The organism is Prevotella marseillensis, assembly GCF_900625065.1.
Classification (GTDB): Bacteria; Bacteroidota; Bacteroidia; order Bacteroidales; family Bacteroidaceae; genus Prevotella; species Prevotella rara.
The window spans coordinates 2289524-2313232 of record NZ_UYXY01000001.1 but is presented as its reverse complement, the minus strand read 5'-3'; the positions used below and the strand labels follow the sequence as shown (position 1 = coordinate 2313232).

The following is a 23709-nucleotide window of genomic DNA, read 5'->3' as shown; positions in this document are numbered from 1 at the left end:
GCCTCATTATCGGCGGAACGCAGACCTTGCGACCTTTTCTTCTTCTGCCTCAGTTTGCTCACTATCATTTGATGATGCGGATTGCTTCATGTCCTTCGCTTCCTTGTTTTCTTCCGATACTGAAGCTGCAACATCCTCACTCTGTTGTTCCTTCATTTCCAAAGACACTTCGTCTATTCTCTGCGTGAGAATAGACGTTGCCTTTTTCACATCCATCAAGGTGGTCTTGATGAAACTTGGCGACTCCTTCAGACTGCCGAGCCACGATTTCAGATAGGCGGCACTGTCTTCCTTCAGATTCTTGGTCATGCCATACTTCTGGCACACCAACGCACTGCCCAACTCTGCAACCAGTTCCTCACGTGCATATTCATCGGAACCGAAGCCCGACTGCGGTTTGAGACGGTTCAACTGATCTTCCGCTCCTGTCGAGTGAACCATCTCATGGAACGCTGTTCCATACCACGACTCACCATCCTTGAACTGTGACTTTTCAGGAATGGTTATCTGGTTGCGGGAAATGGAGTAGAACGCATTGTCCTGGTGTTCGATATTGATTGGGCAAATCCATTTCTGCTCCTTGAACATCCGGTCAACAGCAGGAAATGAATACATGTCACCTTCCTTCACCAATGCCTTTTCTGGCTTGTTCTCTGCTTCCAACTTGGCATACAATTCAGGTCGTGCCTCCTTCAGATTGGTCTGTGCCACATTGAACACCTGATACACATTCAACTTCGGATAGACATTATACTCCTTCTGCTCCTCAGCACTCATTCGCTTGTAGTCGTCATAGGGTATCTTTTCTTTTGTCTCCTTGTGTACAATGGTGAAACTTGTCAGCATCACGGGAAAACTCTTCTCTCCCTTATTGATGCCAACCTTGGGCAACGGCTCGCCATTGGCATCCACCATCTGCTTCTTGTTACCTTGCTTGTCGGTCTGATAGTTCAAACCCACTGCACGGTTAAAGGTGCAGAACACTGGCAACTCGTAGCCTTTCTTCTCGCAGAGCATGGTGAGCAACAAGGCATTCATGCCGTTATACTCTCTGCCAGACAGGTTCTTCGGCCAACTCAATGTACCTTCCGTAAACCAAGGCTTTTGCCATCCGTCCTTGCTTCCCAACGACTCGATTTTCTCTATCATCATGTTGGCGAAGGTGTCCAAGGCTCTGTCCTCAGCATTCTTTCCATCGCCATTATTCTGTGGACTCTTATTGTAATATGCCATACTTGCTAATTGTTAGGATGATACGGTTTCTTCTCCCACTGGTTCAACTCCGCCACCTTGCAGCCTAAGTTGAGTCTGTCGTTATACACCGAGATTTCCAACTCGCCCTTTGCCTCGATGGTGGCTTTCGACTGCAGCCATTCTTCCTTTTCTTCCGAGAACCGGACAAAGCGTACCCATGTAAAGGCAAATTCTTCTCCAATCTTCTCTGCACTGAAAGCAGAAAACATCAGGAAAGCCTTACCATTTTTGCCTTTCTTCATATCAATGTCCTTACCGACCTTGCCCTTGAACTCCATGCCGCCCACGATGCCATCCTTGCTTTCCGATACAGGCGAAAGGTTCACTTCCGATACTTTCAAGTTGAAATACAGGTTGTCATCTTTCTTCTTGAAGGTCAATACACCTTTCAACTCAATGCGGTTGCCCACGACAATGCCTTCCGCATCGTCACCATCCATGATACAACTGACAATCACGGTCTTGTTGATACCACTCTTGGCTGGCACCACCACATCCACGGAATATGTCGTAAAAGGCATTCCGTCCTTCCCATTGCGAACCACTGCAGCCTTGCTGACGGTTCCGCACACACTTACGTTACATTTAATCATAGCTCAAATACTTTTTTATTCGTTTTCAATCGACCAAGATGTGGAATCTTCAAGTATCTGATTATTTCCAAATGTCAATCATCCATCATGGGTGCTCTGGTGATTTCTCGAAACAGCCAAACTCCCACCATAACATTGAACCCGATATATCCGACAGCTGCATACACTCCGCCCAACAAATAGGCACCGAATGCCACTGCCGTAAATAGCGACAGTCCCATCAATAGTGGAACCGTTACCGCTAACCATCTTTTCATTTTTTCCTTCATGTCCTTACTTTCTTTGCATTGTCTGACTTTGACCTTCTTGCTGTTCCAGGACTTGCTCATAGTTTTGCGATGCCTGTTGAGTCAGCACGATAGTATTCACCATTCCAGCGATGCGCATTTTCTTGGCATCATTGCTCAGGTTGGTATCACCCAACACTTGCGACAATCTACAGAACTCCGCATTGGTCAGCTCTCTCGTCACTTTGGTAGTGCCATTGTCCGCTTGCAACACAGCCTTTCCATTATCGCCAACACTCAGCACACATTCCTTCATAGTCGGCATCAACGTTTTCAAGTCCACCTGCCTTTTGCTTACAGCTTCTGAGATTTGCGTTCTTTGCTCTTCCTCGCTTTTACTGTCTATTTGCACAGCGAGGGCAAGCAGACTGCTATACATGGTAGTCACCAATCCCATTATCGGGTCTGCACTTGACAATCCTGTGCTTGCATCCTCAGATGACAACAGCTTCTTCATCCAATCATCAGGTGACAGACTCGTGTCCACAGCCGAACTGTTTTCCTTGTATTTTGCCAACAGGTCATTGCCGTTATACAATGCCTGTTGCTTCAGATTACCTTTCTGTGCTATCTCTGCCAAGTATGATGCAGGATCCACGTCCCTTGTCTTGCCGTCTGCCGATATGTTTTTCACTCCGAAATGCAAGTGTTCGCCAGTAGTGCGTGTGCCGGTATTTCCCGACACACCTAACTTTTGCCCAGCTTTCACCTCGTCACCCACCTTCACAGCAATACTGTCCAAGTGCATATAGGTAGTCTGTACCTTGCTTCCGTCCGATCTTGCGTATTCCACTGTCACAGACTTGCCACCGCCAGTATTGGCATTGTGGTTCACAGCTACCACCTTGCCACCATTCTCGGTTGCCAACACATCATCATGCTTGGCTCTGATGTCAATGCCCTTGTGCATCTGCTGTTTGCTTTTGTCCATAGGGTCTTGACGCATACCGAATGGAGAAGTGACAAACAAGAACTCGTCTCTTTTCACAGGGAATGAGTATTTGTCGTTGGATGTTTGAGATGCTGTTTGCTTCTTTTCGTCATTATTGGATGTCGATACCGAAGACGATACCGTTGCTGAAGTCCTTGCATTCTGTTCTACTCCGAACTTCTTGCCATCAGCCCTCATTTCTTGCATCACCTGTTGGTCATACTTCTGTAATCCATTGATTTCGATAATCTTTTGCAAACTGGCAGCATATCCTCCATTGGTGGCATAACCGCCTCGCTCAATACCTTTTGTCCATCCCTTGTAGTCGTCGGGAGAGAGTTTGAAGCATTGGCTGTAGCGGCTGCTGTTCTTCAATATCTTGGAATGGTGCTCGTATGAGTCACCCACCGTGGCATACTTGCAGAACTTCTCATTCGGCTTGTCATCGGTATAGACAAGATAATCGCCACCGTTCTTCAACCAACTTTTCGAAGCCTTCACGCCAAAGTGGTTGTTGCCCAACTGCGACAGTTCACTCTGTCCATTACGGCTTTCTAAGATGCCTTGCGCCAAGGTGACGGAAGCAGGGATGCCATATCGCTTCATCTGCTCCATCGCCTCGGCAGCATATCTTTCTGCATATTGTTGATTCTTGCTCATGTCTTTATATCCTCATTATTATCGTTTCATACCGCCAGAACGCTGCTGTTCCTCAGTATTTTGCTCCTCTTGCTTCTGCTTGGGTGCCTCCAACTGGTCACAGATAGCCACTCGTTCTCCAGCTCGGATAAGCTTGGGCAGATAGGTGTCCAAGGCATGATGTGGAAAGCCAGCCATGTAGGGACCTGCTTGGGTGTTTCTCTTTGTCAATGTAATCCCCAACACTTCCGCTCCTCGCTTGGCATCCTGTTCATACATCTCATAAAAATCACCTACACGAAACAGCAGCCAAGCATCTGGATGCTTGGCTTTCAACTCCTTCCATTGCTTCATGATGGGAGAGTCCTTGGTCTCTTCCTTCTGCTTACCCTTTGTTTCTTCCTTCTTATCCACAGTAGCGTTATTATCTCTTTGAACAGTCGCATCCTTCTCTTCCCTAATATCTGTCTTTTCCTCAGAGGAAGCTTGCTTATTCTCTTCCTCGTGATATTCTCGATGCTCTTCCTCATGCTTGTCGGTGGAGACTTGCGTTTCTTGCTTCACCTCGGTTTCGTCTCCTTGCTTTTCTGATGCTGTCTGCTCCTGCGCCTGTCCTTTCTGCAGGATGTCGGCAAACAGGGTAGCAGCAAGATGCTTTTTGTACTCGTTCTTGTCTTCGGCAATCCACATTCGTTGCCATTGGCTTGGCGATACCACACGAGGCTGCAACTTGTCTGCGCCATCAATGGTGGCTGCACACAGAATGACATCGTTCTTTGCCTTGAACACGTTCACTTTCTGTATGCGGTTCATGTCCACCTCGTTATGCTGACCACTGCCAAACAAGTCCACCTTCAGGTCAGGCTTTGTCTCTGCCATCGCATAGTATTTCTGTGCCAGTTCCACTCTCAAACTGTCCATCGTGTCCTGCGCCTGTTTCAATGTGGTGAAGAAGCGGTTCAAATCCGCCTTGTCGGGATAGATAGAGAATGCCTTCTGTCCTTCGGGCTTGATATACATCGCCCAACGTTTGTTGTCATCCTGCACCATCTGTATGCGGTCGAAGCCCACCTGCTTGCTCTGGCTCACGGCATCGCTCACGTCAATCTTGGATATGTCCTCCAACTGCCAGTTCTTCAATCTTGCCACAGTGATGTCCTTTCCTGCAAAATAGCTGTCATCAGGATGGTAGCCCAAAGCGCCATCGGGATTATAGAACTTGACAGACTGAAAACCTTCCTTCTGTAAGGCATGTTCGATGCGCTGCTTGCTCATGCCCGACACCTCGTTGTTCACTTCCAATGATGCTCCTGCTGGTAACACCACATCAGCACTCTTGTTTTCCTTGTCTCTTACAATCACCACAAACTTCTGCTCGCTGTCAGGATGCTTGGCTATCTCGTCTGCCACGAAGTAATGCTTGGGCATCTGCGCTTGCATCTCGGTGGTCTGCTGCTCGTTCTTCAAGGATGAATATTCTATTTTCTCGCCACGCTCTGCCTTGCGAATAACGTCCAAGGCATTGTTCACATCACTCTCTATGGCATCTATCAGACATGGATTTTCCTTCAATTCGCGGTTCCAGTAGTCCACCAGTCCCATATTCTCCTTGGAAATCTTGGCTGGCATACCCATTTCCATCATCTTGATGCCCGAAGCTAGTTCCACAACCAGTTTCTCTTGCTTCACGGCATCCTCCGATGGCGCAATGCCGTTTTTCATCACCATGCCCTCCCTTGCCAGTCGCTGTTGATGTCCTGTGGCACTCACCGTTTGGCGCAACATTTCCTGCACATAATCGCTATAATGCTCAAAGTTTTCTTGCTTTGGCATATACACAGCATCTTTTTCTGTGTCATAGTGTGCCACTCCGCTTCCGTCTTTGCGCACCGCCATCAGGTTTTCCTTCATCTTCTGGATGAAGTCATTTACTTGGCTACGCAATGCCTTGTCTTCATTCGCACCGACATTCGCCTTCACCACATCTTCATATTTCTCCTTGTCTTTCAGTGGCAGCATGGTCTGGTCGATGTTAAACAGCACTCGTATTTCCCGATTATGTATGCCCTTGTACTGTGTCTGATCGGTTGCCGACAATTCCTGGTAGTCCTTTCTGCTGATGATGTCTTCCGGATTATGTCGGTTCACATACTTGTTCCACGCATACCAGTTGAACGGCACACCTCTCTCATGCGCCATCACAGACTCGTCTCGCTTCTTGGCTTCACTAAATAACGTGTAAAGATTTGTAGAAAATCCGTTCTTATCGGAGTTCAATCCCATCACGAGGGCATTGAACGGACTCACTGCCGCTCCCTTTGGGTAAAACCGTGGATATTGCTTTCCTTGCTCATTCAGCCAGACACCCTTGTTGTCGACTGCTTTTGACAGGGCCTCGGTAATCAGTGACACTTGACGCTCTGCTGCATTCTTCTCTTGTGGACTTTTCTCTTTCATTGTATGATTGTTTTACGTTTTCTTTTATTATCTTGAACGTTGAATAACTTCTCGCTGCTCTGCGTTTTCCATCGCCTCGTTTCTCACACTTCTCACTTCTTGCTCGCCATAGTTGCGTTCTGCCATCTGTCTCATTTGGTCACTCTTGGCAAGCACGGCATTGGCAAGGGTGTTGAGTGGTAAGGCTCCTGCTTGATATGCTCCAACCACATGCTCTGGCAGTTGGATGGTGTATGGCACTCGGTCGATGGTTGCCACCAAGCAATTGCCTTGCAGCACAGGGTTGGCTATTCGGGGATTCAACGGTTCGTCTGGATAGGACTTATATTGCACTGCTTGTGATGTTGTATTATCGTATGATACAGCATTTCCATCATTGCTTTTCCGTTTGTTTGCCAATGCTTCATGTCCTGCCTTGTTCAGCAGATTGGCACCGCCCATACCGATGAGTGTCATCTTCAATAGCGGATTCTTCACGAACATTCCTGCAAGGATGGCGGCTATCGGCATCATATTGTCCTTCAAGCCTAATGATTGCGTCTTGCCAGTGAACAGTCCAACAAGGATGTCGGGCAACATGGCTATCACATAGCCGAGGTTATTGCCAATGTCGCTGAAACCGTCCAGTCCGAAGTTCTTCAACAGTCCTTCCCATCCGTTGCTGTTGTCACGCTCTGGCTGTTCCTGCTGCGTATCTTCCGATTGTTGCTGTTCTGCATCTTCTTGTAGGGCCTCAGTCTCATTTCTTTCTTTGATGATACGCTCAGCCTCTGCAACCTTGGCTGCGTCGTGCTTGGCTTTCTCTTCCAGATAGGCATCTTCCTTGCCGGGTGCCACTATCAGCGGTACATTCTTGTATTTCGGATCGTTCCGTTTCTCTTGCTCTTTTTGGAAAGGAAACTTAATACTGTTATCTGTCCATGCCATAGGTGTAAATGCTTTTTGTGGGATATGTATCTTGTTATGGAGTTTGCTGTTGAGCGTCTTGACATAGCCATTGTCGGTGGCATTCACTTTCTTGGCTTGTGAGCGAAAACCAGTGAAGGCATTGCCGTTCTGTCCGAATACGCCCTTGCTGATGCTCAATTCCATGGCTTGCTCTTTCCGCTGTTCGCCGTTTCCCTTCTTGGAATCGAGAATATAGCCCAATGCCATGTCGCTCCCCACCAAGGTAGCCAATGACTTCCAACTACCGATACCGCCCATAGTCACGGCATCCACTACCGAGGCGGTAGCCCTTCCAGCAAACTTCTCCGTCTTGCTTGGCTTATAGGCTTTCTCGCCACGAGCCTCTATCTCTACCGTCAATGGTGACTTCATCAGTTCTTCTTGCAGTCCCCAGATGCTGTTTTGTGCTGCCTTTCGCACGATGTAGTCCATCGTTGACTTGGGTGTATTGTCCTTGACGAGCTTCCCAATCATCAGGTCTTCCATCCTTTGCGCAACGTATGCGTATGCCAAATCCTCGCCACAGGCTTTCGACAAAGCGTCATATTTGCTTCGTCCAATTTCCTTCACCACGGCATTGCGCCACTCGCCGGCAATGGTCGCCAAGTCCTTAACGATATTTTTGTCCTTCCATATCTTCTGGTTGCACATCTCCAAGTAGTCCTCTGTGGTTTTACTGTTCCATTTGCCTGTCTGTTTCAACACAAAGTCCGTGTTGCCTGCATACGGATTGGCAGAAGCAAGCACTCCTGCCAAACTGCTCTGGTATCTGCCTCTTTCCTCCAGTTGTTTGTGCGTCAAGTCATCTCGCACCTGTTTCATCACAGGTGCCAGCTTGCCGTCAAAATATCCTTGAAGGCAATACTCCAGTTCGGCAAAGCGTGTCGGGTTCTTGATTGTACTCATTATAGCGTTACGTTTAGTTGACCTAATATCTGTTCTCTTGTCTGCTCGATGGCTTGGTGATACACTTCCATCTGCTTTGGAAAGTATTCCTCCAGCCAAGAGTCCTTCTCTATTCTGTCATGGATGAAGAGGATGGCTTGCTGCAGTTCTATCTCCACGGAGCATTCTCCTTCCTCTCGGTTATTGAACCACGCCTTTGTCCACCATCTCACTCCTGCACGGTCGGGATAGACGCTCACCAACCTTGGAATATCAAAGCTCTGCACATCGATGTCCAGTTCAGCAAGCGGGTCGATGATGCCACTCGTCCTTATGGCTTCGTCATGGAGTTTTTTTTTAGAACTTCGCTCAATGTGGACAGATAGATGCCATGCCGCAATGCCAGATAGTTCAAGAAATCCGCAATCAGCAAGTTCTGCACCTTGCAAGCCAAGGGCATAGCTCTCTGCCCGATGCCTAACGGATTGCTGATGGATGGCATAGCTTCATAGAAATAGTGTTTCGCCGCTGACAAGGCAAAGATGTTCCTTAGCGACTGCTCTGCATGTTGCGGTGTCACATACATACCTTTATACAGGTCTTCCATATACGATGGCATGAAGCGTAGCATCAGTTCTTCTATCTCTTTCTGATCTTTGTTATACTGTGTGGCTATATTCATGTCGTAGGTCTCAAACTCAGGAAAACCAGTCTTACCAGTCTGTTCCATTGCCTTCACATTACCATATAGCATCGTTAGGAAATCAATCGGATTGATTTCCTTGCCGTCAAACTTTACCTCGAAATGCAGTCTGTCACCGCTCAATGCCACGATGTTTCCTGCCTTCACGGTTTGTCCGAAGTTCACGAACACGTTGGCAAGATGGGAATAGGTCACTTCATACTTGCCGTAGCGTATCACTTGGTAGATGCCGTGTGTCGCATCATTGCCAATGCCCGATACCGTTCCGCTTGCCAAGGCAGACAGCAGATAGTGATTTGCCTCAAAGTCCAGTCCGTGATGGAAGAATACGGTTCCTGTTACAGGATGCTTATGTTTGCCATAGCCAAGTGTCAGTTCCACATCCTTGCCTCGCTCCTCAAAGGGCATGCAAAAGCCGCTTTTTGATTGCAGCATCATTTCTTCTGTATATCTCATATTGTTGTCGTTTTTATGTTTATCGTTTCATGCCGCCACTGCGTGTGGTCGTTTCTGCTTCGTTCACATTTCTTCCTTGACCGCCATCACCACTGACAATGTTCTTGATATTGGAATTGTTGCCGATGAGCATCATGCCGAGCATGGCTCCTGCTATCTTGCCAAGCCATCCGAAACGTCCGAAAGTGAGGAACGCTGCTGTTACCAGTCCTGCAAGGCTCAGTCCCGACACGTTTCCTTTCCCTAAGTTCTTGAAGAAGTTGCCGAACATCTCCAGTCCGTTGCCTCCGAAGATGCCACGGAAGAAGTTGCTCATTCCGCTCCACTTACTGTTGATGTCGCCCATGGCACCATTCACAGCATCCACAGCTTCTCCAGCCTTGTTCTTCAGTCCTTTCACGTCTTCCACAGCTTCGGATATTTTCTCCGTGGTGTCTTTTCCTACCACCACATCACTGGCTATCTCCACCATGCTCTTGTCGTTTACAAGGTTCTGCCATGCCACATATCCTGCTGCGCTGCCCACAGCGGCTGTTTTCATCGCACTTCCTGCGCCTTTTAGTGCTTGGGTGGGATGCACAGCCGTATTGCTTGCAGATTTCAGTCCTTGCTTGGCGACACTACCTGCACCTTTCAAGGCACTGCCGCCATACTTTGCTATCTTTGCCCATATACTCATAGTCGTATCTTTTTATTGTTATTTGATCTTTCCGTTTCGCTTCCATCTGTTCATGCAGTCCTTCACGATGGTTTTCTTGTCTGCCTTGTCGTGGCTACCTTCCTCTATCTCTGCCCAGATGTCCGCCATCGAGGTGTACTTCACCGCCTTGGTCAGCCGTTGCAGCTTTTTGTTCATTACCTTCAGCTTGGGGCGGATGCCGAAAACGATTTCCACTCGTTCTTTCTCGGTCATCTTGTTGCCCGACAAGCATACAGGCCTGATGTCATTTACTATCTCCACGCTGCCCATAATCAACTCCCGATAGATCTTGTTGCGCTTGGCTGACAGTGCCACAGCAAGGGCATTGCTCGGATGTTTATCCAGTTGTTTGGTGAATCCTCCCAAGTTATCCACCAGTCGGTCTATCTCGTGATAGAAGCCATATACCTGTGCAGCATACACCACGATGGAGCGGAACGAGTCCAAGTAGTTGTTGAACTCTCGTTGCAGATTGGTGGTTCCTTCCACTTCCTCTTTCAACCATATATGACCAGTGGTCTGCATCAGCATCACCTTCTCCTGGTTCTTCAACTCCTTTTCAGCCTTGTCTGTATAGGCGTATATCATTCCTGCCAACACAGGGTCGTTCTGGGCTTGCATCTTGCAGACAGAAAGCAACATGATGACAAAGCAAAATATCCATGTTCTCATACTCGAATGCTTTTATTTAATTATGGTGTACTGACTTTGGCAGCTCTCCGCCATCGCCCCAATGCTTGCTTAGCAATCTCACCATTACTTCTGTCTATCATCCCAGCCGTGACATTGTTCCACACATCACTCATTGTATAGTAGCGGATGCTCAGATACAGTTTGTTGAGCTTCTTTTGGAAAGCAGATAGTTTGTCGTTTAATGCCCACAAGGTCTTGGAGCGGTCTGCTCCTGTCAGCATATTCTCTGTGCCACCATTCGCCACGGCATCGTTCAATAGATTGAAAACCGATACCAATTCCGTTGCCGTCTCGATATACAGGTTATTCATACTCATGCTTGCCACAATGCCCTGCGGATTATTGGCAATAGCTGCCTTCAACTTGGCGAGCGTGATGAAAATCTTCACGCCATCATCATACAGATGGGTACATGCTTTCAGCGAAGAGGCATAGCCGTTCACTGATTTCAAGTAGCTGTTGTACTTCTTCTCCCATTTGTGTATCTGGTTAAACTCAGCAGCCATTGTATTCTGCAACAACGCCGTCTTGGTCTGTCCGTTGATTTGCTTTTCAATCTCACTGTTGATAAGTTCATTGCCTTCTGCCAGTGCCATCCATTCCAAGGGATTGGATGACACCAATTGTGCCTTGGCTTTCGATGCCGTTGCTATGCAGATAATTGCTATCAACCATATCTTACCTATTTGTAATCTCATAGATGCTCCTCCTGCGTTTGCTGGTTTCTACTCGTTCTCTGATGGTTGTTACCAAGTTTTCCTTCATCGGTACTCCGATAATGTCAAGCCTTGGTGTCGTTCTGTCTCCAGAATATATGCTCACGGTTTTCAATCGGAATAGTTGCTGCATGAATGTCTGACTCTCATTGAAATCCACCACACGATACAGTTCCTGATAATCTTCTTCCCGATGAAACACGCCATGTTCAAACACCAATTGTTCGTTACTGATGATGTACCGCATCCTGCATAAATAGAAAAGCCGATATGCCAAGCATAGGGAAAGCAAAAGCGAGAGGACAAACACCAAAGTGGAGAGAACGGCATCATCAATACCTGCATATACAAAGCCTACGCTTATAAGCACAAACAGGTGCAGCTCGTTGATGACGAACTGCATCCAATGGGGCTTGATGATGATGTTTCTATACCGATATGTCTGCTGCATAATTCTCCTTTTTGATAATGACACCGTGCTTTATCTGCGGAAGCCCGATGTCTGTTCCTCTTTTTCCTTCTGTTTGGCTTGCTCTTGTTGCCTCTCAGCCTCTTGCGCCTTGGCGAACTCGAAATAGTCGAAGTCTATCTCTCCTTGGTCTATCAACCGTTGGTCTCGTTTGCCAAGCAAGGCATCGTTCCAGTCTTTATATTGTCCCAAAGGATGAAAGGCTTGCACCGTGAAGTCTGTAAATCCCATTTCCTTAGCGATTGCTTTGAAGTTCTTCACAAAGCCACGTCCTGCCTCGTCTTTGTCAAAGCCCAAATAATGGTTCGCTTGTCGGGTCTCTTCCAGCATTCCCTTTATTTGCCCCTTTGTCGGTGTACCTCCGGTCGAGACATACACGTTCTTCACTGGATTGATTTGGTACTCTGCCATAGCATCGTAGGCACTCTCGAACCATAGAATATTTGTGGCTTCTTTCAATGGCTTACCTGTCAGGTTGGCTATCCACAATCCTTCACTGCTGTTGCTTCCTTCCGCCTTGCCCTTGTATGCCTTGCCGTCCTCTCGTCTCGGTCTACCTCGCTCTTCCAATCCAACGATGCTGTCCGGCTTGGACGGCAAGGATAGTGGAAAGGCGAGATTGGCAAAGCTCAATCCGTCATTTCGACGCTTGGTCGCCAAGAAGAAATGCTTGTGAAAGGCGAACTGGGTCCCCATGTTGATGCCTCTTTCCTTGAAGTAAGGATAATGTTTCCGTTGAGTGTCCTTTTCCCTTGGGTGGAAACGCAAGATGTCATAGTCTGACAGGTTGAAGGGCTTGGCATCTCGCTTGGGTTCTGCCACTCTGCTTTCACGCACGTCAATGGGATTATTCAACAGTCTGTTGCATACCACATTCACCAGTCTGTCCAATGACATCCCTGGCTTATAGTCGTCAAACAGCGTAGGATGCTCCTTGATGAAGCCTATCACGTTGTAGTTTTTCTGTTCTGGTGGCTGAAAACAACACTTGCCATTGCCAGTGACAATGAACTTGTCACCCCTCACTCGCTGTCCATGACTGTCCACCTTTACATACGACGGATAGCGCAAGCCATCTCGTTTGTTCAACTGATAGCCTGCGTCCACCAATAACTCCTGTATGTTCAGACGCTGTAAGAAATCATTATATGTCAGTTCGTTATTTGCCATAAGCGTATTCCGTTATAGTCCTTTCCCCATGTGCTGATGCAATACCTCTTGGTTCATGGCTGCCTCAAAGTTTCTCGCCGCCACATCCATCGGTGTATCTACTCCTGGTTTGAAGTAGGGACGAGGTGGTGTAGGGACTGCACCATGATGGTGGTCAACTATCACTACAGGTGCGCTATGTGGTCTATGAAGTTCACTGCCGACTTCGGCTGCAACACCCAGTCCTGCTAACAGTGCGGCTCCAATCTTGGTTCCCAAACTGGTACGGTCTTTCATATCCACCTCACCGAATATCTTGGAAAAAAGTTTCATGCGATGGTAGTCATCCACTGCCATGAACTTGTCATACTGCTTCTGCGTTATCTCGTGGCTTACTCGCTCACCGTTGATGATGGCTGTCATGAGGAACTTGCCTTCTTGCTCCGCTGGCTCCACTCGTATCTCACCAACAGTTACTTCTCTGCCATGCTTGCCTTCACGGAACCATCCCTTGCTCTCGTCCAAGTCCTGCCCATCCACAACACCTACTTTATTGTTCATAGGTTCTTGCTGCACTTGCAGTGGCTCGACGGTAGATTGCAACTGCATCTTGCCGTCCAACTCCTGCTGCACCTCTGGACGCAAACCGATATGGATGCGCTCCTTGCTGTTGAGCATGTCCATCGTTATCTTGTCTGCGAAATCGTCCTTGATGACATTATTCAATATATCCAGTCGTTTGGCTACAGATACTTGCTTGACAGAATTGTTGGTCAATGCCTTCAATTCATCGTCGGTCAAGTCATACACCATATCACTTTTGGTGCTTTCTGATTGGATGGTGAGTGTCTTTGCCTTCTCATCGATGATGATACCGTGTGAAGACAGGCATTCCTGCCATTGATCGTTGGAGAAATATACAGGTGAGCTTATCAGTTCCTTGTAGGGTTTGGCTGGCTCTTGACTTCTTGGACGTGTTTCTACAGGTGTCATCACGGCTTGCAGGTTTTGCAATACATCTGCTTGTGATGCTACTTGTTGCTGTCCTTTATAGTAAAAGCCATAGCCTCCTGAGGTTAACTCACCTGGTTTCAGTCTTCTGTCAGGTCTCTCTGCCACCATCGGTGCTCCTGCATAGAACATCTGTCCGCCGACTCTGCGTAGATGATAGCCGTCCTGCATTCTCGGTGTCCAACCTAAAAACTCTGGACTCCATCCCAACCGTCCGTACTCTCCAGCACCAATCCTATATCCATGCAGCCCCATAGCCACTCTTCCGTTAGCATTCCTTGCATGGACAAGGTTTCTCGGCATATAGAAGTCTTTGCCTATGATGCTGGTAAAGGTGTTATATGCCTTCTTGTTGGCAGAGTTGGTCCCCCAATCAGTCAATGCCAACATCTGTTTCTCGGTGAGGTTATAGGTCAGCAGTGGGGAGTCATGTCCCTGTACCGCTAACTGATAACCGTCACCGTTGGCTATGATATGGGCTTGCATACCATTGCGCATCAGGATGTCACGCATCTCTGGCTGCAAGTCCATCTGTCTTGGATTCAAGTTCTTTCTTATCGCCATAGCATGATTTTATTAAGCGTTCTCTGTTTCCATTCCTTGCTCCAACAGCTCGTCCTTGTACTTCACAAACTGTTCTGCACTCTCGTTGCCGATGCACAGGGCGTGTTCCTTGCAGTATTCCTCGTACTCGTTCTGCCATTCTTCGCTGAAATGGTTCACGTAGTCGAGCCAACAGTATTCACCATTCTGCATCTTCTCCACGAGAATGTCTTCTGTATAATAAGGTCCTTTTCTCATTTCTTCCCTAAATTTGATGTTTCACGTTATTTTCTTGCGACAGCCGATGCATGTCTTCCGGCAGCTTTCTTCTGCTCATTCCACAGTTCTTCGGTATATTCCTCCTCTGGAACATAGTCGAGATTGCCGTCATCATCCATTACCCAACAACCATAGATGCCGAAGGTGTATTTGTCCCACTCTCGCTTGCCTTCCTTGCGCCACTGCTCACCATCGCCGTTGGCGAAGCGGATACTAGTATCGCTCTTCAGGTCGATGCCTACGGTCAACGGTTCGTCTTCTACGGCAAATGTCAGTGCCTCGCCATTTTGGATGCTCTTTAGCTCCGTTCCTCCAAGACTGAGTTCGTCGGACAAGACCTGTAGATTTCTGCCTATAACAGGTGTCGGCACAGCCATCACCTGATTGGTCTCTCCGTCAATCTGCACGAATGCCTTGATATGTGCGCCATCTGGCATATCTACATCTGCCACCACTGCCTTGCCCTGCTTCAACAGTTCCTGCTGCTCCTTGGTGAAATTGTCCAATGGGGCGTACTTCAAAACAGGATAGAACATCACGTCAACATTTCCGTCTGCCATTCTTACCAAGGCAAATCGGGTTCTGCTCTTGATACTGTAGCCTTCGTTCACCTCCAGACTCACTGGCAACACTGGCGATGGACGACCATTGCTGATGTCATCCAAGGCATGCATCGGAAGGTCTTCTATCATCTCATGGGTAAGACCGAACTTTGCAAGTGTCTGATACGGCACTTCGCTTTCTTCAAATGAGTTTCTTTTCATATTCTGATTATATTTTGAATGATACTTTGCATATAGCCATGCAAAAACAATGCAAACGAGCGCAATGAAAGTTTACTTTCTTATTGCCGAGTGCAGTTTGTCTTATGCAAAGATAGCCCAAGAGTAATGAATACAAGAAAGCCTACGTTCTTCTGCCCAATCTTTTCCGTTTTATTATGATTATATCATTATTTCATACTCTCAATCATACTTTAATCTTATTTTATGTTATACTTTTACAGCATCGTGTATCACTCTTGATTTTTTTCCCTAACTTTGCACCATGAAAAGGAAAATAGTGGCATTATGGGTAATAAGTTGTCTGGCGGTATCGAATGCAAAAGCACAGTTCAATACCGTCAGCGATAACGTATGCCGTTACAAAGTCAAGAAAGTTGAGGAGAAGTTTCTGCTTCCTGCCAATCAACCTGTAGATTCTATACAAGCCAATCTACTTCAACAGGAAACAGACTCAATGGATAGCAAACAAAAACAGTGGATAAGCAGCTATCCGAGCATCACTTATCCACTGAAATCAATCAAGGTCACCAGTTCTTATGGCTATCGTCGTGACCCTTTTACGGGTAAACTATCATGGCACAATGGTTTGGATCTTCGTGCAAAGAACGAACCTACTTATGCCATGATGGATGGTATTGTCGAAAAGGTAGGGTATGACAATCGTTCTGGCAACTATGTCATATTGAAACATGGCAATTATCGTGTCAGCTATTGCCATTTGTCTTCTATTGTAGTTGGCAGAGGTGAAAACGTTTATTCTGGCACTATTATCGGTGTTACTGGCAGTAGCGGTCGAAGTACAGGTGAACACCTACATCTTACATGCAAAAAGGATGGGAAGAGTATCAATCCTGCCATCCTTTTTTAGCTACATCCTCACGGAAATAGCTTGCTTTTCTTTGTTACTCTATTTATCAGAATGAAATTTCTAATTGCGCCCCTTGATTTACGACAAACGGTTTGTCAATAACAATTCCATTGGCCAAAATAAACTTAAGCAAAGAATTATCGTTAACAGTTATATTTTTCGTATAGATATTATAACCAGAAACAGTTTGATTTGAAGAAACTGTTTTATCTATAAAGTTTATTGTATTTGTACCTTCCTTTGCCATGTTTATAGCTTTAGGAGCATTTATTATGCCATATCCCATTTCATTATTATATGTACCATTAGGTCTTCCAGAAACTGAAGAATATGTATATCCACCACCTTTTTGTGCTGTTTGTTCTATGATGCGGCAAACATCACTATTGGTCAAACTTGGATTAACTGACAGGACAAGTGCAGCCAATGCCGTTGCATATGGAGCGGCCATTGAAGTTCCACTCATTTTCCCTGTAGAATTACCTGGCAATGTTGATAAAATATCTCCTCCCGGTGCCATAACATCTAACTTGTCATCATATGTCGAAAAATATGATCTTTTTAGATTGCTACTTATAGAACCTACAATCAAGGCATCCGGGAACATATAACCTGGATAATCCGTTCTTTGTCCTGCCTGGTTTCCTGATGCAAACACAACGACCATACCCTTTCCATTTCTTCCATTTGTCAAAGCATTCTGTATACTTTCTTCCAAAAGCGAGCTATGCAATTGTTGATACAAACGACCACCTTGGTCTCCCCAAGAGTTATTGATCACATCAATTCCATGAGTGGTTGCATAACCAAATCCGGAAGCCAATTGTGCAACTCTTTCAGTTCCAACCGTTAAAGGATGGCTCAATGACACCAAAGATACCTCAGGAGCAAGTCCTGCTATTTGTATTCCATTATGATTTGCTCCAATTATTCCTGCAACATGAGTGCCATGTTCTCCATACACTTGAGTTGGCAATGATTTTGTTGTCAAATCATATGATAAAGAACTATAGTTCTCTGCAAATTCTTTATGATTGCTATCTATTCCTTGGTCAAGGACAGCAACAGACACTCCTTTTCCTTTTGTTATAGTCCACGCATCACAAGCATCTACAGTGTTCAAAGCCCATTGTTGGTCAGCTAAAGGATCTGATACGCAACTATTAGGTGTAAAGTTGAACATAAAATTAGGATCGACAGCCTCGAATAAATTTGTTTCGTAAAACTTATTTGACATTTCTAAGCCGTTAGAACTTGTCGGTGACTTTAATACATACCAATTTGGCATATAATCTACTTCACCCAATATCTCTGTTGAATTTTGTTTTGCAACACTTTCCAAGAGAGAATAATCATTCTGATTTTTCAAACGAACATAAAAATATTCGCATGTTGAAATCAAATTTTCATTATCTCCAAAAACAGGAGCAATGGTTATGCTCTCATCTCCCACTTTGGTTTTCAACTCCTTAATCATATCTTCTGTTGAAGATGACAAAGAGGATGTTTCCATTATTCTCCAAAAATGTTTTTTATGCTCCTTATCTATAGACGAAAAAATTGTTTCTTTAGAAGAAATTGCAGAATTATTTTTAAAAAGATTCTGCAATTTTACGCTATCAGAACTGGAAACATAAAATGTTCCATTTAATGAAGATATACCAACTTTTTCCCCTTTATACCAATAGTAATAATCAGAAGTTGCCATAGCCCTTGTCATCATCATATTTGCAGTGTTAGAGGAGTCTAAGAAATCCTTCTCACTACAAGACGTGATTCCAAACAAACTGGTAGCAAATACAGTTACCACAAATATCTTATCGAAATTCCTCATTGCCTTTAATGTTAATTATTAATACTTGGATTTATTTAATGCCGAATTTGTTTTTTATGACATCAACGACATCCAGTTTTTCCCACGTAAACAACTCCACCTTCATCTGTTTTACCTCATGATAGCGACTAGTGAAGGTCTTCTCCACAACTTCATTCTTACGTCCCATATGTCCGTAAGCTGCAGTTTCCAAAAACATAGGTTGGCGCAATTTCAATTGACGCTCGACAGCCTTAGGACGGAGATCGAACATCTCGGCTATCTTCTTGGCAATTTCGCCATCTGTCATATCAACCTTACTTCTGCCGTATGTGTTCACGTAGATGCTCACAGGCTCAGCTACACCAATGGCATAACTTACCTGTACCAACATCTCATCGGAAACACCTGCCGCCACCATGTTTTTTGCAATATAGCGAGCAGCATATGCGGCAGAACGATCTACCTTGCTAGAATCCTTGCCAGAGAAAGCACCACCGCCATGGGCACCCTTCCCGCCATAGGTATCTACGATAATCTTACGACCAGTAAGCCCTGTATCTCCGTGAGGACCACCAATGACAAATTTGCCTGTAGGATTCACAAAGTATTTGATGTTATCATTGAAGAGAGCCAACACCTTGTCGTCCAACTGGGCTTTTACTCTCGGAATCAAGATGTTGAGCACATCCTCGCGAATCTTGTCGAGCATTGCCTCATCATCATCATCACCATTTGACTTTTTGATGAAGTCATCATGTTGAGTAGACACTACGATAGTATCAATGCGCTGAGGTACATTGTCATCAGAATACTCTATGGTGACCTGACTCTTGGAGTCTGGGCGAAGGTAAGTCATTACCTTGCCTTCCTTACGGATGGCTGCAAGCTCCTGCATAATAATCTGAGCCAAATCGAGAGATACAGGCATATAATTGTCGGTTTCATTAGTAGCATAACCAAACATCATGCCTTGGTCGCCAGCACCCTGATTTTCATCCTCTTCACGGCTCACGCCACGGTTGATGTCATCGCTCTGTTCATGGATTGCAGTAAGCACACCACAAGAGTCGCCGTCAAACTGATACTCACTTTTTGTATAACCTATCTGTTTGATGGTCTTGCGAGCAATGGTCTGCAAGTCAACATATACATTAGAGCGAACTTCGCCCATAATGACCACCTGTCCTGTAGTACAAAATGTTTCTATGGCACAATGAGCATGGTCATCGTAAGCCAAGAACTGATCAAGTAAAGCATCTGAAATTTGGTCAGCCACTTTATCCGGATGCCCTTCAGAAACAGACTCTGATGTAAATAGATATGCCATATAGATAATTATTTTTTCAATACATAAAAAGAGGATGTCGTGAAAAAGTCTCTAATGTAAGGAAGTTTATCTATAACCATATATAATTTTCGTGGTTTCAATCCAAATTTAACTTCATAGTGTGGATTTATAAACCATGCTATACGATTTTCTATAGTATAACCTGTCCTTTTTAAAACATTCTCAAAGAGTTCTACCGAACACCTCGTTTGTTTTATATTCATTAATTCCTTTATACAACCAGCCCCTTCTTTTCCTATTTTCAATAACCCTTTATAGATAATATTTGGTAAAAGATGCATAAAAGGTAAATGACTGAGCAGAAATCCTTTGCAAATTTGTTGATGACCTCCAAATGGCATTTGCCATGCAGGAAAAGACATAAATATAATTCCATTGCTTTTGAGCAACTTTTTGCACTTTGTCATAAAACCGATCTTGTCATAAATGTGTTCTATTACATCATGACAAAGAATTATATCGAATTGATTCTCTAAGTCTTTCAACAAAAAAGCATCACACGCAATAAACTTTGCCTCTACATGTTCTTCCGAGAAGAATTTTCGAGCATCGTTAATGCGCATGTCTGCAATGTCACAGCCTACAACACTACAACCTAATTTTGCAAAAGGCAATAGGTTCCCGCCATCTCCGCAACCGATTTCAAGAACATTCGTGCCAGCACCGATTTTAACAAAGTTCTCCAAATAAGGAACAAAGTATTTCTCCTGACTTCGTCAACGTGTCACCCAAAAATCATCAGTAAACAATGAAGCAATGCGTTGATGACGTTTCATCAGCATAGTTCTGTTGATAGTCTGCTTACTTTGAGGCAATGTCATCTGTATAGTCACTATAGTTTTAGCAAGTTCGAGCACCTTGTCCACACTCATATTTATGCCTGATAGTTTCAGCAGACGCTCCAATTCCTTGTAAACTTTCAAGGCCACGAAGCAGATACAGACATGTGCTTCTATCCTGCGCCTTGTAAAGTGAAACATTGGTCTTATCTCAATCTTTGATTTTGATATGCGGAAAGCTCTTTCAACATGCCACAGGTTATGGTAGGCGGCATATACGTCATTGACGTGTATATTCGTATTGGTAAGGTATCCTTTGAGACCATCCCATTTCGCATCCTTCTCCAGTTTCTCGTAATTGATGGTCACCTTTACATTTCCTTCCATTTTCAGGAATTTGTTGTATCCACGCTTGTTGATATTGTCTTTGGTAAGCGTACCTCTGTGGTATGCCTTCTCCAGACGGCGTATACCTTTCTCACGGTTATAAGCATCCTTTCGGGCACGCTCTTCTGTATATCCGACCAACAACCTCTGTCCGTTACCTTTATCGTATTCAACCATTTGGCAGTCCGTCTTAGGCTGCTCCAGTATCCATTCCTGTATCTTCCTGCTCTCGTTCTTGATTTTCGCACCGATGATATACTTGTAACCGTTTGCTTCAAGGTCGGCTATATTATCGTTGTTCATCAACCCTGAGTCAGCCACCACGACAAAATCTTCCAGCTCATATTTCCGGACAAATTCAGTCACTACCGGAAGCATCGTGTGCCCCTCGTACTTGTTGCCCTCATGGATGCAATACGCAAGCGGATAGCCGCCAATGCTGACCAACAGTCCCAATATAATCTGAGGGTTCTGATGACGCCCTTCCTTGGAGAAACCGGTTTTGCGAAGCTCGTCCTCATAGTCCGATTCAAAATAGAGTGTGGTGACATCATAAAACAGCACACCGATGTGGCCGCCTAAAATATTCTTCGTGTGAAGGACGCTTATGTCCTGAACTATCTTATGTTGGTTATCGCTCAGTTTGTCCAAATAACGATAGATCTTCGACAGGCTGACATCTTCGTCAAAATGATTCTTCAGATACTCCACTGTCGCAGCTTTGCTTGCAGGATAAGACAAACGGGCTTTTACAAGTTGGCGGAATACCTCATCATCTATCCTGTTGAATCCAACGCTGTCAAAGACACGGTCAAGTATCAGGTCCGCTCCATTGATCGAGATGTTGGTTATGCACGAAAGCATCTGTTCGGCACTCAGAAGTTCTGCATCACACTTCTTACGTTCCTCACCGAAAAGATCCAGCCGTGGATGGCGGTGTTCCTGTTCCTCATATATCCATTTACGACCTTTCATTACGAGAGAATCTACCTCTTCTTGAGTGCGCGCTATACCTATAGTGGTAAGCTCATTCATCTTGCCCTTGACCTTTTCAACCACTATGACACCTACATTGCCTGATGGGTATTTCTTTTTACGTATAAACATGTTTTTTGCATCGTGTCACCCTAAAATGGGTGACACAAAATTACAAAATATTGTTTATCAACGAATTATAATGTTTAGTTTTTTTGAGTGACGAAGTCAGGAAAAAAGCATCACACGCAATAAACTTTGCCTCTACATGTTCTTCCGAGAAGAATTTTCGAGCATCGTTAATGCGCATGTCTGCAATGTCACAGCCTACAACACTACAACCTAATTTTGCAAAAGGCAATAGGTTCCCGCCATCTCCGCAACCGATTTCAAGAACATTCGTGCCAGCACCGATTTTAACAAAGTTCTCCAAATAAGGAACAAAGTATTTCTCACTGGTTGTTGCAAGCTCTTTGAAATACAATCGACGGTCTAATTGTCTTTGTTGCATATACTATTTTGAAATTTTACCCTTTAATTCCTCTACCTCAGAAGACAGTTGTTGAACTGCATTAATCAACACAGGTATCAACTCTGTGTAGTTTATGAGCTTTTTACCTTCATTATCTGTAACAACCAAATTCGGGAAGACCTTTTCTACCTCTTGCGCAAGCAAGCCATATTCTTTTCCATGTCCTCCCTTTCGAAGAGTATAAGCTTTAGCTGCCGTTCCTTCGTCTTTAAACTTGTATGAATAAGTACGTAGTTTCTTTAACCCAGACATACAATTAGCTAATGGCTGAATGTTCGTTTTAGCTCTAGCATCTGAGTAATTATAGACATTCTTGACTTGAATACTGTTAAACGTACTCGTTTGTGTGTTGTAGAAAACTACTTGGTCTCCTTGTCCTGCCAATCTCGGATTTGCAGGAGTTATATCTATTTGGAAGAAATGCGAAGAGTTATCTTTGAAATAGATGCTACCATTATGTGTAGTTGGATAGAAAGAATAAGGAGTAGTTGTTCCTATAGTCTTCCAGACGAGTTGTATTTAATCTGAGCGTTTGCAGACATACTGAATGCAGCAAACAGAGAGAAAGCAAATACTTTTCCCAAAAGAGATTTTTTACTAGCCATATTTTTTAAATTTTAATGTTTGTAATCTGCTATTTTATCAACATTATATATTCTACACTTTATTAAAGATGTTATATATTTGACCACTCAACAAGTAAAACTTGTATTATAGTATAATTGACAAATGCAAAATTAGGAAAATAAATTGAGAAAATATAGGAAATAGACGAAAATATTATTTTATTAACAACTATTTAACATAACTTAGTGGTTTATATTTTGATAAATCAAAAAAAACACTCTAAAAACAAAGAAAGGATTGTATGTTTTGTACATTATCGAGTGTCATTAAGGAAACATTCCCTAAAATAGGCTATACTGGTCTTCTTGGATGGTAAATGAAGTACTATTGCTTTTTTATGGGTTGTATAATAGTTGAAGTTCTGTCATTCTTCGTCTTCTTATAGACTGAATGTACTTGCCTCTCCATCTGCAAAAGTCAAGGTAGTCTTTTTCAATGTTATCCAATCCATGTTCAATCTTCTGCAAGAGACGGCTCTTTGGAAATCTTTTGTTCCCTAATATCTTATAAGGTCCGACATTGTAGGCAAGTACGGCAAGGATTAATGAGTCCTTGCCATACTTGCGGAACATGGCGCATAACTTGGTGAGGTCTGAGCGCAACAAGGAATCGGCTTGCAGATAAGTGAGGTTCTTCTTGAACTTCTCGTGCGGCAATATCCGATGTCCCCATCCGATATAGGGATAGTTGCGCTTGATGTCGTGCCATCCCTCATAATACTTGATACAGCGTACGGCTCGCTCAAAGGGAGGCAAAGCGAAAATGTCCAAGTCGGCTTGGCTTGGGCTGTCGTTGGTTGGTGTCTTGTTCTGCGCCATGATGCTTTGGCACAGCAGCAAGAGCGTTAGGAGAATGTATGTCTTTATCTTTTTTATCATG

General features: G+C 44.7%; 23 protein-coding genes and 1 pseudogene. 1 reads left to right on the top strand and 23 read right to left on the bottom strand.

All coding sequences use genetic code 11. The features are described from left to right. Nucleotides 1–33 precede the first annotated feature (33 nt). From EJL04_RS09430 to EJL04_RS09355, 16 genes and pseudogenes are all read right to left on the bottom strand, one after another. Nucleotides 34–1233 (bottom strand): annotated as a pseudogene (locus tag EJL04_RS09430) (ArdC family protein); the annotation flags it as partial. Between the two features lie 5 nt (nt 1234–1238). Beyond that, the gene (locus EJL04_RS09425; RefSeq protein ID WP_125104764.1) at nt 1239–1847 is read right to left on the bottom strand and encodes a hypothetical protein; all 609 of its coding nucleotides are present in this window, start codon (nt 1845–1847) and stop codon (nt 1239–1241) included. A 74-nt stretch (nt 1848–1921) separates the two neighbouring features. Beyond that, nucleotides 1922–2116, bottom strand: a complete 195-nt coding sequence (locus tag EJL04_RS09420) for a hypothetical protein (protein ID WP_125104763.1) — start codon at nt 2114–2116, stop codon at nt 1922–1924. A 4-nt stretch (nt 2117–2120) separates the two neighbouring features. Beyond that, complete coding sequence (locus EJL04_RS09415; protein WP_125104762.1) at nt 2121–3725, bottom strand: glucosaminidase domain-containing protein; 1605 nt, start codon at nt 3723–3725, stop codon at nt 2121–2123. An 18-nt stretch (nt 3726–3743) separates the two neighbouring features. Next, nucleotides 3744–6161, bottom strand: coding sequence for a MutS N-terminal domain-containing protein (locus tag EJL04_RS09410; RefSeq protein ID WP_125104761.1), 2418 nt, complete (start codon nt 6159–6161; stop codon nt 3744–3746). Nucleotides 6162–6188: 27 nt separating this feature from the next. Next, nucleotides 6189–8015, bottom strand: a complete 1827-nt coding sequence (locus EJL04_RS09405; RefSeq protein WP_125104760.1) for a hypothetical protein — start codon at nt 8013–8015, stop codon at nt 6189–6191. Next, entirely contained in the window at nt 8015–8314 is a 300-nt protein-coding gene (locus EJL04_RS09400; protein ID WP_074027658.1) for a hypothetical protein, read from the bottom strand. Before EJL04_RS09400 ends, EJL04_RS09405 begins: the two co-directional genes overlap by 1 nt. 11 nt (nt 8315–8325) lie before the next feature. After that, on the bottom strand, nt 8326–9153 hold the full coding sequence (locus tag EJL04_RS09395) for a M23 family metallopeptidase (RefSeq protein WP_125104759.1): 828 nt from the start codon (nt 9151–9153) through the stop codon (nt 8326–8328). A 19-nt stretch (nt 9154–9172) separates the two neighbouring features. Then, nucleotides 9173–9832 carry a hypothetical protein gene (locus tag EJL04_RS09390; RefSeq protein WP_117701493.1) on the bottom strand — a complete coding sequence of 220 codons (660 nt, stop codon included), beginning with the start codon at nt 9830–9832 and terminating at the stop codon, nt 9173–9175. 18 nt (nt 9833–9850) lie between these two features. Further along, on the bottom strand, nt 9851–10525 hold the full coding sequence (locus EJL04_RS09385) for a hypothetical protein (RefSeq protein WP_125104758.1): 675 nt from the start codon (nt 10523–10525) through the stop codon (nt 9851–9853). Between the two features lie 20 nt (nt 10526–10545). Continuing rightward, a complete protein-coding gene (locus EJL04_RS09380; RefSeq protein WP_125104757.1) occupies nt 10546–11244 on the bottom strand; it encodes a hypothetical protein in 699 nt (232 codons plus the stop codon). Beyond that, nucleotides 11225–11713, bottom strand: coding sequence for a PH domain-containing protein (locus EJL04_RS09375; RefSeq protein WP_125104756.1), 489 nt, complete (start codon nt 11711–11713; stop codon nt 11225–11227). The genes EJL04_RS09380 and EJL04_RS09375 overlap by 20 nt, the downstream gene beginning before the upstream one ends. 30 nt (nt 11714–11743) lie before the next feature. Continuing rightward, nucleotides 11744–12901, bottom strand: coding sequence for a toprim domain-containing protein (locus EJL04_RS09370; protein ID WP_125104755.1), 1158 nt, complete (start codon nt 12899–12901; stop codon nt 11744–11746). A gap of 12 nt (nt 12902–12913) precedes the next feature. After that, nucleotides 12914–14455, bottom strand: coding sequence for a hypothetical protein (locus tag EJL04_RS09365; protein WP_125104754.1), 1542 nt, complete (start codon nt 14453–14455; stop codon nt 12914–12916). 12 nt (nt 14456–14467) lie between these two features. Continuing rightward, nucleotides 14468–14692: a hypothetical protein gene (locus EJL04_RS09360; protein ID WP_125104753.1), complete on the bottom strand. Its 225-nt coding sequence runs from the start codon at nt 14690–14692 to the stop codon at nt 14468–14470. Between the two features lie 26 nt (nt 14693–14718). After that, nucleotides 14719–15477: a DUF4099 domain-containing protein gene (locus EJL04_RS09355; RefSeq protein WP_125104752.1), complete on the bottom strand. Its 759-nt coding sequence runs from the start codon at nt 15475–15477 to the stop codon at nt 14719–14721. A 283-nt stretch (nt 15478–15760) separates the two neighbouring features. Here EJL04_RS09355 and EJL04_RS09350 point away from each other — a divergent pair, with 283 nt between their 5' ends. Beyond that, entirely contained in the window at nt 15761–16366 is a 606-nt protein-coding gene (locus tag EJL04_RS09350; protein ID WP_241209976.1) for a M23 family metallopeptidase, read from the top strand. A gap of 46 nt (nt 16367–16412) precedes the next feature. On the opposite strand, the gene EJL04_RS09345 is transcribed toward EJL04_RS09350, so the two are convergent. The 7 genes from EJL04_RS09345 to EJL04_RS09315 all read right to left on the bottom strand — a co-directional run bounded on the left by EJL04_RS09345 (nt 16413) and on the right by EJL04_RS09315 (nt 23708). After that, the gene (locus tag EJL04_RS09345; protein ID WP_125104751.1) at nt 16413–18200 is read right to left on the bottom strand and encodes a S8 family peptidase; all 1788 of its coding nucleotides are present in this window, start codon (nt 18198–18200) and stop codon (nt 16413–16415) included. A gap of 31 nt (nt 18201–18231) precedes the next feature. Next, complete coding sequence (metK, locus tag EJL04_RS09340; RefSeq protein ID WP_125104750.1) at nt 18232–19509, bottom strand: methionine adenosyltransferase; 1278 nt, start codon at nt 19507–19509, stop codon at nt 18232–18234. A gap of 8 nt (nt 19510–19517) precedes the next feature. Then, nucleotides 19518–20216: a class I SAM-dependent methyltransferase gene (locus EJL04_RS09335; RefSeq protein WP_125104749.1), complete on the bottom strand. Its 699-nt coding sequence runs from the start codon at nt 20214–20216 to the stop codon at nt 19518–19520. A 30-nt stretch (nt 20217–20246) separates the two neighbouring features. After that, a complete protein-coding gene (locus tag EJL04_RS09330) occupies nt 20247–21803 on the bottom strand; it encodes an IS1634 family transposase (RefSeq protein ID WP_125103887.1) in 1557 nt (518 codons plus the stop codon). A 40-nt stretch (nt 21804–21843) separates the two neighbouring features. Continuing rightward, nucleotides 21844–22182: a class I SAM-dependent methyltransferase gene (locus tag EJL04_RS09325; RefSeq protein ID WP_125104748.1), complete on the bottom strand. Its 339-nt coding sequence runs from the start codon at nt 22180–22182 to the stop codon at nt 21844–21846. A 3-nt stretch (nt 22183–22185) separates the two neighbouring features. Beyond that, nucleotides 22186–22587: a tail fiber domain-containing protein gene (locus EJL04_RS16630; protein ID WP_241209975.1), complete on the bottom strand. Its 402-nt coding sequence runs from the start codon at nt 22585–22587 to the stop codon at nt 22186–22188. Between the two features lie 578 nt (nt 22588–23165). Continuing rightward, nucleotides 23166–23708, bottom strand: coding sequence for a glycoside hydrolase family protein (locus EJL04_RS09315; protein WP_125104747.1), 543 nt, complete (start codon nt 23706–23708; stop codon nt 23166–23168). Nucleotide 23709 lies beyond the last annotated feature (1 nt).